Here is a 10,328-nt window from a genome sequence, read left to right on the forward strand (position 1 = left end):
GTACCGGCGTTTCCGCCCCGGTGCGGGCCGCTGACCCGAGCACCCGCGCCAGGACGGAAGGCCCCACCGGGCAGGCGACCGGTGGGGCCTCCGTCATTCGAACCGCCCCGATGGTTCAGGGCAGTTCGCCGCGCAGGATGCTGTACCGCACCACGTCCCGCCACTGCCCGTCCCGGTACGCGACGCTGCGCAGGACGCCCTCCCGGGTGAACCCGGCCTTTTCCAGGGCGCGTTGCTCGGCGATGTTCTCCGACTCCGTGTCCGCCTCGACGCGCGTCACCAGGGTGTGCGCGAACAGATAGCGCACCAACTGCCGTTGTGCCTCGGTCCCGATGCCCTGTCCGCGCGCCTCGGGCAGCAGGGTGATGCCCATGTTCCAGTAGTGGCAGGTCGGCGTCGGGGTGACCTTCCGCCAGGCGACGAACCCCACCTGCTCCTCACCCCGGACCACCATCAGACAGGACCGGTCACCGCCGAGCAGACGATCCTCCGACCACTGCCGTCGCCAGCGCCGGACGTCGCTCCAGCCATACCACTGGAACGCCGACGCGACCACCGGGTCGCTGAGGGAACGCTCCATGACGGCCAGGCCGCCTTCGTCCACCGGTCGCAGTGCGATGTTGTCGGAGGTCATGCGGGGCAGCGTAGGGCACCTCAACTAGTGGGCGCCGTCGGGGTGTTCATCAGAATTGGCCGGAGCCCTGAGGAGCGCGTGGGCCGCCTTCCGGAACGCGGACAGCAGCCGGTTGTGCTCGCCGGCCCGGGTCGCGAGGGCGACGTGACTCGGCTCGACGCCGTGCAGGGGGATCGCGACGATGTCGGGGCGGATCGTCTGCCCGGGACGGATGCCGGCCGCGATGGCCACGGCTCGTCCGTCGGCGACGAACTCGAACTTGTCCTCCAGGGCCCGGACGACCGGACCACCGGGCGCCGGCCGGCCGTCGGGCCGGGGATCGATACGCCAGAAGGCGGCCCACGCCGGGTCCGCACCGGGAAGCTGCGGAACGGGCTCGTCGGCGATGTCGTCCACGGTCACGGACTCCTTGCCGGCCAGGCGGTGGTCGAGCGGTACGAGCAGGACGCGCGGCTCGTCGTAGAGGACCGTGACGTCCAACTCGTCCGTGGAGAACGGCAGTCGGGCCACCACCACGTCCACCCGCCGCTCGAACAGGGCCGCGCGCACGTCGTCGTAGGCCAGATGTACGACGTGCACATCGGCGTCCGGATGCCGGCGCCGGACCTCACGCACCGCCGGGGTCACGAACAGGTTCGCCATGTACCCGACGGTGAGACGGCTGGGTTCCGCGGCGGCGCGGGTCTCGGCGGCGGCCTGGGCGGTGGCGCGCAACAGCCCCTTGGCGCGCGGCAGAAAGACCTCCCCGGCCTCCGTGAGCCGAGTGCCCTGCGGGGTGCGGTCCAGCAGTCGGGCACCCAACTGCTCCTCCAGGCGCCGGACTTGACGGCTCAGCGACGGTTGGGTGATGTGCAGGGCCTCGGCGGCGCGGCCGAAGTGACGCTGCTCGGCGACGGCGATGAAGTACCGCACGAGACGCAGTTCGAGATCGGGCGCGGGAGGCAGGTCCGTCATGCCCCGAGCGTACTGCCCGACGCGCTGGACATCTTGCCGAAAGGGCTGCTGAACAGCCGTGATGCCTGATTCGCATTGCCTCATGCGAAACAGGCTTTGGACCCGGAACCGATGCCCTGACCACGATGGAAGCACAACACAGCGCGACACAGCACAGCACAACCCAGATCGACACCCACCCATCGAAGGAACGCAGCATGCGTGTATTCGTCACCGGCGCGACCGGATTCATCGGCTCCGCCGTGGTCCGTGAACTGCTCGACGCAGGGCACACGGTCACCGGTCTGGCCCGCTCGGACGCGTCCGCCGAGGCGCTGACGGCCGTGGGCGCCGCCGTGCACCGGGGTTCGCTCGACGACCTGGACAGCCTGCGCCGCGGTGCCGCGGCGGCGGACGGGGTCTGCCATCTGGCGTTCATCCACGACTTCTCCGCCTTCGCCGCCAACTGCGCCACCGACCTGCGCGCGATCGAGGCGATCGGCGAGGCCCTCGCGGGCACCGACAAGCCCTTCGTGGTCACCTCGGGCACCCCCGGGCTCGACCAGGGGCGGGTGGCGACGGAGGAGGACAGGGTCGACCCGGAGTCCTTCTCGGCGATACGACAGCCGTCCGAGATCGCGGCGGTCGCGCTCGCGGAGCGCGGGGTACGGTCCTCGGTCGTCCGGCTGCCCCGGTCCGTGCACGGCACGGGCGACAAGGGATTCGTCGCGGGGCTGATCGCCGTCGCCCGCCAGAAGGGCCTGTCGGCGTACGTCGGCGACGGCACCAACCGGTGGCCCGCCGTGCATCGCCTCGACGCGGCCCGGCTGTACCGATGGGCCCTGGAGTCGGCCCCGGCGGGCGCGCAGTACCACGCGGTCGGCGACGAGGGGCTGCCGCTCCGGGAGATCGCGGAGGCCATCGCCACCCGTCTCGACGTCCCGACGGGCAGCGTGACGCCCGAGGAAGCCGTCGGGCACTTCGGTTTCCTGGGCCTCATCGCCTCGCTGGACTGCCCGGCGTCCAGCACGCTGACGCAGAAGCAGACGGGGTGGCAGCCGGTGGAGGCGGGGTTGATGGCAGACCTCGAAGCGGGCCACTACTTCGACGTGGGTTGAGGGACAGCGACGTAGGAAACAGGTGATGAACCCGGGGCGCCGGACCGTCCGACATGCCTTCGGCCCCCGGGAGGAGAGGGGTTCCCGGCAGCGGCGGCACGCCCCGGGCGCTTAATCCCGTTGCCGGTTCCGCCGTCGGATGTTCAAGTGGGCGCATGGATCATGCCGCTGTGCTCGCCCTCCACGACCGCGACCTGCGCGAAGGCGCCCGACCGGACGGGCCCGGTGCCCGTGTGGAGCGGACCGGGGGAGTGGTGCGCCACGTCGCCGACGCCGACGGCTGGAACGGCATCCTGTGGACGGACCTGGACGAGACCGACGCCGACGCGGCGATCGCCGAACAGATCGCCTACTTCACCGGACTCGGCCGCGACTTCGAGTGGAAGCTCTACGGCCACGACCTGCCGACGGATCTCGGACGGCGGCTGACGGCGGCCGGGTTCACCCCCGAACCGCAGGAGACCCTGATGATCGGCGAGATCGCCGCACTCGCCCTCGACGCCGAACTGCCGGACGGCATCCGCCTGTTGCCCGCCACCGACCGCGCGGGCGTCGACCTCGTGGCGGACGTCCACGAGAAGGCCTTCGGCACCGACAGCACCCGGCTGCGCGCGAGCCTGCTCGCCCAACTCGCCGCGGACTCGGACACGGTCGTCGCCGTCGTCGCCCTCGCCGGAGACGAACCGGTGAGCGCGGCACGGATGGAACTCGTCCCCGGCACCCAGTTCGCCGGCCTCTGGGGCGGCGGCACGGTGGAGAGCTGGCGGGGCCGCGGCATCTACCGCGCCCTGGTCGCCCACCGCACCCGCATCGCAGCCGACCGCGGCTACCGCTACGTCCAGGTCGACGCCTCCGACCAGAGCCGCCCGATCCTCGAACGCCTCGGCCTCGCCCCGCTCACCACGACCACGCCGTACCTGTACGAGCCGTAGAACCGCAGCTCAGCGGTACGGGAACGCCTACAGATCGAGCTGGTACTCCACCGCCCGATGCGTCGGCACATAGCCGAGGGCGTCGTTCACCGCCCGCATCGGCGCGTTGCCGTCCGCCGTGTCCGTGAGCAACCCGGCCAGCAGCGGGTGGAGTTGGCGCGCCCGGTGGATCGAGGCGGCCTTCATCCAGCGGGCCAGACCGCGGCCACGATGGGCGGGCAGTACGGCCGTACCGTAGTGCTGCGCGTCGCCGAGCCCGTCGCCCGGCACGACCAGTTCGGAGAAACCGACGACGCGCCCGTCGGTCGTGTCCACGGCGGCGACGGTGTGCAGCGACTCCCCGCGTCGCGCGACCGCTTCGGCAGCCGCGACCAGTCGCTCCACATCCCATGCGACGGTGCCGTAGTCGGTGTCCTGCATCGGCATGTCGTCCATCGCGCTGCGCGACTCGGCGTAGAAGCGGGCGAGTTCGGCCGGCACCGTGCCGTTCCATTCCGTCAACTCATAGCCGGGGTGCGGGCGTTGGGCATGTGCGCCGATCGCCGTGAGATCCGCGTCGGCCAGTGACAGCCGGGCGTACGTCAGGGTCAGGACCGGACGGAAGCCGCGGGCCGGCAGGAACTCGTCGGCGGGCGAACCCTGTTGGGCCTGGGTGACGATCGAGCGTCGGCCCTCCGCGCGGGCGGCGGCTGTCGCGGCCTCCAACAGGCCGGTGCCGACGCCCTGTCGCCGCTCGGCGGCATGGACCGAGATCTCCAGTTCACCGAGATGCGCCTGCCCCTCTTTGAGGAACAGACGCAGCGAAGCCGACCCGACGGGTACGCCGTCACCGTCCTGGGCGAGCCAGACAAGGCGACGGGCCGACGGGCCGGGCTCCGGATCGACGAGCGGAATGACGCGTGGTGACAAGGGTTCTCCGGGAGGGATGAGCGAAGCGCGGGACCGGGCGGCGGGCTCGCAGTAGCTTGCCGCCGACCGGTCTCACCCGCAACGCAATTCCCGTCCCCCGCTCAGCGGCGCACCCTTGTCCGGTCCAGTGCGGCGATGCCGACGGCCGCCAGCCCGATCTGGATGAGCCACTCGATCCAGTCGATGCCCTTCGTGTCGGCGACTCCCAGGCCCGAAGCGATCGCCGCGCCGAGCAGCGCGGCCACGATGCCGACCACGATCGTCAGCAGAACGCCGATGTGCTGACGCCCCGGGACGACGAGCCGTCCCAGCACGCCAATGATGATGCCGATGATGATGGCACTGATGATGCCCGAGATCTCCATCTCCGCCCCTCTTTGTCGATGTCCTCGCTCTCACCTTGTGCCCGCTGCGAGCTGACCCACTCCGCCGAGTTCTGTTGGCTGTTATTGCCGCGACTTTCTGTTCACGACCCCTTCATGCCATGTACCTTTCAATCGTTCAACGCGTGTAGAACTCCCCCACTACCGTTCTACGCGCGCAGATCAGGCGCCCGCACCGCACCCTTCCCCATCCCCTCATGGAGGTTCGTCGGATGCTTGGATCCAGAAGATCCCGCCGCAGACTCACCACCGCCCTCGCCGGCCTGGGACTTTTCGTCACGGGGGCCGCCCTCCAGGTCACCACCACGGCCACGCCCGCGCACGCGGCCACCACGCACCGCGTCCTGTTCGACGACGGCCACGCCGAGGAGGCGGGCAACGCGGACTGGATCATCTCCACCAGCAAGCCCGACCCGCTGTCCCAGGACTCCTCGCCGTCCTCGGAGACGGACTGGACCGGGGCGCTCTCGTCGTGGGGCGTCGCCCTGCAGAAGACCGGCAGTTACAGCCTGAAGACCGCCACCAGCGCCCTCACCTACGGCGGTTCCTCGACGACCGACCTGTCGAACTTCGACACGCTGGTCCTCCCCGAGCCCAACACGCTGTTCACGACCGCCGAGAAGACCGCGATCATGACGTTCGTCCAGAACGGCGGCGGTCTGTTCATGATCTCCGACCACACCGGCGCCGACCGCAACAGCGACGGCGAGGACGCGGTCGAGATCCTCAACGACTTGATGACGAACAACAGCGTCGACTCGACCGACCCGTTCGGCTTCTCCATCGACACCCTCGACATCAGCTCCGGCTACCCCGCCGCGATCAGCGACAGCACCAACACGGTCCTGAACGGCGCCTTCGGCACGGTCACCAAGAGCCTGATCGCCGACGGCACGACGGCCACGCTCAAGCCGGCGGACAACGCGAACGTCAAGGGCCTTGTGTACCGCAGCGGTTACTCCGGCAACACCGGCGCGTTCTTCGCCACCAGCACCTTCGGCAGCGGTCGCGTCGCCTTCTGGGGCGACAGTTCCCCCATCGACGACGGCACCGGCCAGTCCGGCAACACGCTCTACGACGGCTGGAACGACACCGGCGCCACCAACGCGGCCCTCGCCCTGAACGCCACCGCGTGGCTGGCCGGCGACGGCAGCAGCGGTGGTGGAGGGGGCGGCGACGGCACCTGCACCGCCGCCCAGCTGCTCGGCAACCCGGGCTTCGAGTCCGGCAACACCACCTGGACCGCCACCAGCGGCGTCATCACCAGCTCCAGCAGTGAGGCCGCCCGCACCGGCTCCTACAAGGCCTGGCTCGACGGTTACGGATCGGCCCACACCGACACGCTGTCCCAGTCGGTGACCATCCCGTCCGGCTGCTCCGCCACCCTCAGCTTCTATCTGCACATCGACACCGCGGAGACCACCACCAGCACCGCCTACGACAAGCTGACGGTCACCGCCGGATCCACCACCCTGGCCACGTACTCCAACCTGAACGCGGCCTCCGGATACGTCCTGAAGTCCTTCGACGTCTCCTCTCTGGCCGGCACCACCGCCACCATCAATTTCAGCGGCGTCGAGGGGTCCACCCTCCAGACGTCCTTCGTCATCGACGACACCGCGCTCAACGTGAGCTGATGACGACCGGTGGGGCCCGGCGGCGGCCGGGCCCCACCGTTTCAGGTGTTCACGCCGCCGGGACCGTCCGCTCCGGCGTGTTCCAGCCGGAGACCCGCACCCGGGGCGCCGAACCGTGCAGATCGGACGTCCGGTAGGTCACCGTCAGCGTCTTCGACTCCCCGGGCCACAGGCTCACTTCGTTGTCGGACCACCGCACCGGCAGCACCGGCCGGCCCACCGAATCCACGAGATGGACGTCGGTGAGGAGTGAAGGAGTCCTCCCCTTCCCGGAGTTGCGCACGGTGACCGTAGTGGTCGAGGTGCCGTCCGTACCCACCGCGGTCGACGCGGTCGCCGAAACCGGCACCTGCGCCATCGAGTTGAGGCCCTTGAGGTCGGCGTAGCTCGTCGTCGGCGTGTAGTACCAGTCGGTGTGCGCCCAGTCGAGCGTGTCGGGCTTGCCGGAGAGCCAGTACACGTTCCGGCTCACCTCCTTGCCGGACGCGTCGGTCAGCGTCAGCCGCACCAGGTACGTCGACGACAGCCCGGCCACCGACGAGGGCAGGGTGAGCGCGGTGCTGTGCGCACCGCCGCCGGAGACCTTCACCCCGACCGCCTTCCTGTCGTACTTCTGCGTGCCGTCGGTGTCGAACAGCGTTGCCCGTGCGGTGAGTTGGCGTGCGGACGCGTTCCGGTTGTTGACGACGACGACCGAGCGGTCGTCGTAGGAGTACTGGATGTGCAGCGGTTCGTTCGCCTTCTTCGCGCCGAAGTAGGCGCCGCCCTGGTCGAGGTAACGGTCCATCAACTGCCAGTGCAGGGAGGTCCATCCGCTGTTGAACATCCAGTAGACGACTCCGGTCGCCGGCTTCGTGGCGTCGGTGGCGTTGCGCTCGTACGCCTCGAACTGGGCGCGTACGTTCTCGTACTGGGCGCGTACGTTCTCGTACTGGGCGAGCTGGGCCTTGCGCACGTAGTCGGTGAGGCTCGTCGGTGGGCCGTAGCGGCCGGTGAGGGCGTTGTCGTAGAGCTTGAGGGTGTTGAAGACCGGTGACGGGGAGCGGTGGTACTGCTTGGCGTTCGGGTTCTTCCAGAGGGTGGCCAGTTCGGCCGGGGTCATCATGCGGCGCAGGGTGTCGAGGGTGGGGATGTCGGGGCCCGCGCTGGTCTCGGAGTTGAAGCCGGTGGCGCCGCCCTCGCGTTTGGCGTACCAGTAGTTCGGGGGGATCCAGTCGTACGGGCCGGTCATCTTCATGCCCGAACTGCCGCTGATCGGCGAGGAGTTGTCGGATGCGGCGGCGACCACGGGGGTCTTCCAGTCGGCTGCCTTCAGTGCGTCGAGGTAGGTCTTCTCGATCGTCGCGTCGGGGGCGAAGTCGCTGCCGATGAGGAAGGAGATCACGCTCGGGTGGTCGCGCAGCCGGGCGGCCTCCGCGGCCATCGACGCCTTGGCGACCGGGTAGTCGGCGGCGGTCCACGGGTCGCCCCGCTCCTCGCCGTTGACCTGGCCCTCCCACTTGTCGCAGCACTCCCAGCCCGGGAGGGTCAGGATGCCGTAACGGTCGGCCAGGTCGAAGAACTCGTCCGGCTCGATGTGACCTTCCAGGCGGATGGTGTTCAGGCCCAGGTCGAGGGCGTACTTCAGGCGGTCCTCGACGTATGTCCTGTCCCACCGGAGGAACTCGTCCGGTGACCAACCGCCGCCCTTGATCAGCAACTTGCGGCCGTTGATCCGGTACTGGCGGTCGCCGGCGGAGTTCAGCGGGGCCCGGACGTCGCGGATGCCGAAGGTCTGGTGCGCGGTGTCGGAGGGGACGCCGTTCACGGAGGCGGTGAGGTCGAGGCCGTAGAGCGGCTGGCCGCCCATGCCGGCCGGCCACCACACCTTCGGGGAGTTCAGGTGGACGGCGAAGGTGACGGTCTTCGTCCGGTGTGCGGCGAGAGAGACGGTCGTGGCGAAGGTCCGGCTGTCGATGCTGCCGCTGACCTGCGCCGTGACGGGCGCGCCCGAGTCGTTGCGGACCCGCGCCTTCACCGTCAGGTCGGCCGTGGCGAGCGACGGCACGGCCAGTTTGGTCACCACATGTGCGTCGCGCAGTGCGACCGGGCCGCCGCGCCGGACGAGGACGTCACGCACGATGCCCATGTTCTCGTCGGGCGGCGGCTGGAGCCAGTCGATCCAGCCCATGGTGAGGTTCTTGTCCGGGTCGTTCGGCCGGATGCGGAAGGCGACCGTGTTCGTGCCGGAGCGGACGAGCGAGGTGACGTCCAACTCGTGCTGTGTGTAGGCACCGTTGACGTCGGCGGCCTTGGCGACCCGCTTGCCGTTGACATAGACGTCGGCCGCCGAGATCACCCCGCTGAAGTCGAGGTAGGTGCGCTTGGTGGCGTCGGCGACCGTGAAGTCGCTGCGGTACCACCACGGCACCTGGAAGTCGGCCTTCGGGATCTTCTGCTGGTTGGTCGAGTAGAAGGGATCGGCGTACACGCCGTCGGCGATCAGGGCCGCGAGGACCGTCGAACGCGCGCCGGCCGGGTACCAGCCGGTCGCCCGATAGCCGGGGGAGGAGACGGCCGCGGGGGAGTCGGTGACCTTGGCGGACGACTGGATCGCGTAGCCGGACAGTGGCGTGGCGGTACCTGCCGTCGAGCGTACGGCGGTCACCGGGGCCTGCGCGCGCTGCTGCGGGGACGGCTCCCGGGCTCCCGCCCAGGCACTGGTGGTGAGGGTGCCCAGCAGACCGAGGGCGATCGCGGCCGTGGTGAGACGGCCCCTGAGGAGGGGGTGGACGGCGGGGCGGTGGAACACGTCGGTCTCCAGCCTCGTCAAGTTAGGAAACTTTACTAACTGCGTCAGAAGGTAGGGCGGAGGAGGGGTCGTGTCAATCACCGTTGCCCGTGGGTGAGTTGTTCAGGACGCCGAGTAACGCTCGAAGACGAGGTCCCGTGCCGTGCCCAGGGCGGTGGCCACTGCGCCCAGCAGCACCGCGTCCTCGCCCAGCGCGCTCGGCACGATCTTGGGCCGCAGCGGGGTGAGGGCGCGCAGGTTCTCCCGCACCGGACGCAGCAGCAGATCCACGCTGTGCCCGACCCCGCCGCCCAGGACGACGAGGTCCGGATCGAGGACGGCCGCGGCGGCGGCCACCGTGTGCGCGATCCGCTCGCCCTCCAGCTCAACCGCCTTGACCGCGGCGGGATTTCCCTGCCGGGCCGCGTCGAACACGGCCTTCGCGGTGAGCTGCTGCCCGCTCATGCCGAACACGCGGGCCGCCTCGACGACGGCCACCCCGGACACGGCGTCCTCCAGCGTGTCCGGCTTCTGCTGCCCGGGCCACGGCAGGAACCCGATCTCCCCGGCGCCGCCGTGCGCCCCCGTGAACAGCCGCCCCTCGCTGACCACGCCCATGCCGAGACCGGTGCCGATCATGATGTACGCGAACAGCCGGCTGCCCGCGCCGACGCCGTACGTGTACTCGCCGAGCGCCGCGAGATTGGCGTCGTTGTGGACCTCCAGCGGGATGCCCAGGTCCTCGCGCATCCGGTCGAACAGCCCGGCCCGGCCCCACCCCGGCAGATGCATCGCGTACCGCACCCGCCGCCGCTGCTCGTCGTACACACCCGGCGTGCCCACCACGGCGTGCACCACCGCGGCCGGTGCGACCTCGGAGTTCGCCACGACCTGGTGGGCGGTGGCGACCACCAGCTCGGCCATGGCGCCCGAACTGCGGGCCCGGTTGCGGACGTCCGCCCGGGCCACCACCTCGCCGTCGAGATTGGCCACCGCGACCCGCAGCCAGCTG

Annotated in this window: 9 protein-coding genes; 3 read left to right on the top strand and 6 right to left on the bottom strand. The window is 70.1% G+C overall.

The window, feature by feature from the left end; translation table 11 throughout:
* Positions 1–115: 115 nt before the first annotated feature.
* Together R6V09_RS35615 and R6V09_RS35620 are read right to left on the bottom strand one after the other, a co-directional pair.
* Positions 116–634 (bottom strand): GNAT family N-acetyltransferase, encoded by a 519-nt coding sequence (locus tag R6V09_RS35615; protein ID WP_317885597.1) that lies wholly within the window; start codon positions 632–634, stop codon positions 116–118.
* Positions 635–658: 24 nt separating this feature from the next.
* Positions 659–1,588 (bottom strand): LysR family transcriptional regulator, encoded by a 930-nt coding sequence (locus R6V09_RS35620; protein ID WP_317885598.1) that lies wholly within the window; start codon positions 1,586–1,588, stop codon positions 659–661.
* Between the two features lie 197 nt (positions 1,589–1,785).
* Here R6V09_RS35620 and R6V09_RS35625 point away from each other — a divergent pair, with 197 nt between their 5' ends.
* Together R6V09_RS35625 and R6V09_RS35630 are read left to right on the top strand one after the other, a co-directional pair.
* A complete protein-coding gene (locus tag R6V09_RS35625) occupies positions 1,786–2,685 on the top strand; it encodes an SDR family oxidoreductase (protein ID WP_317885599.1) in 900 nt (299 codons plus the stop codon).
* Between the two features lie 155 nt (positions 2,686–2,840).
* Positions 2,841–3,617, top strand: a complete 777-nt coding sequence (locus R6V09_RS35630; protein WP_317885600.1) for a GNAT family N-acetyltransferase — start codon at positions 2,841–2,843, stop codon at positions 3,615–3,617.
* Between the two features lie 27 nt (positions 3,618–3,644).
* On the opposite strand, the gene R6V09_RS35635 is transcribed toward R6V09_RS35630, so the two are convergent.
* Positions 3,645–4,526: a GNAT family N-acetyltransferase gene (locus R6V09_RS35635; RefSeq protein ID WP_317885601.1), complete on the bottom strand. Its 882-nt coding sequence runs from the start codon at positions 4,524–4,526 to the stop codon at positions 3,645–3,647.
* A 101-nt stretch (positions 4,527–4,627) separates the two neighbouring features.
* Positions 4,628–4,891 (bottom strand): GlsB/YeaQ/YmgE family stress response membrane protein, encoded by a 264-nt coding sequence (locus R6V09_RS35640; protein WP_317885602.1) that lies wholly within the window; start codon positions 4,889–4,891, stop codon positions 4,628–4,630.
* Positions 4,892–5,121: 230 nt separating this feature from the next.
* Here R6V09_RS35640 and R6V09_RS35645 point away from each other — a divergent pair, with 230 nt between their 5' ends.
* Positions 5,122–6,546, top strand: coding sequence for a hydrolase (locus R6V09_RS35645; RefSeq protein ID WP_317885603.1), 1,425 nt, complete (start codon positions 5,122–5,124; stop codon positions 6,544–6,546).
* A 49-nt stretch (positions 6,547–6,595) separates the two neighbouring features.
* Here R6V09_RS35645 and R6V09_RS35650 read toward each other — a convergent pair whose 3' ends face one another.
* Positions 6,596–9,337 (bottom strand): glycoside hydrolase family 2 protein, encoded by a 2,742-nt coding sequence (locus R6V09_RS35650; RefSeq protein WP_317885605.1) that lies wholly within the window; start codon positions 9,335–9,337, stop codon positions 6,596–6,598.
* Positions 9,338–9,439: 102 nt separating this feature from the next.
* Positions 9,440–10,328: ROK family protein (locus R6V09_RS35655; RefSeq protein WP_317885604.1), on the bottom strand; the 889-nt coding region annotated here is incomplete at its 5' end.

Origin of the sequence: Streptomyces sp. W16, assembly GCF_033194735.1 — a bacterium.
Lineage (GTDB): Bacteria > Actinomycetota > Actinomycetes > Streptomycetales > Streptomycetaceae > Streptomyces.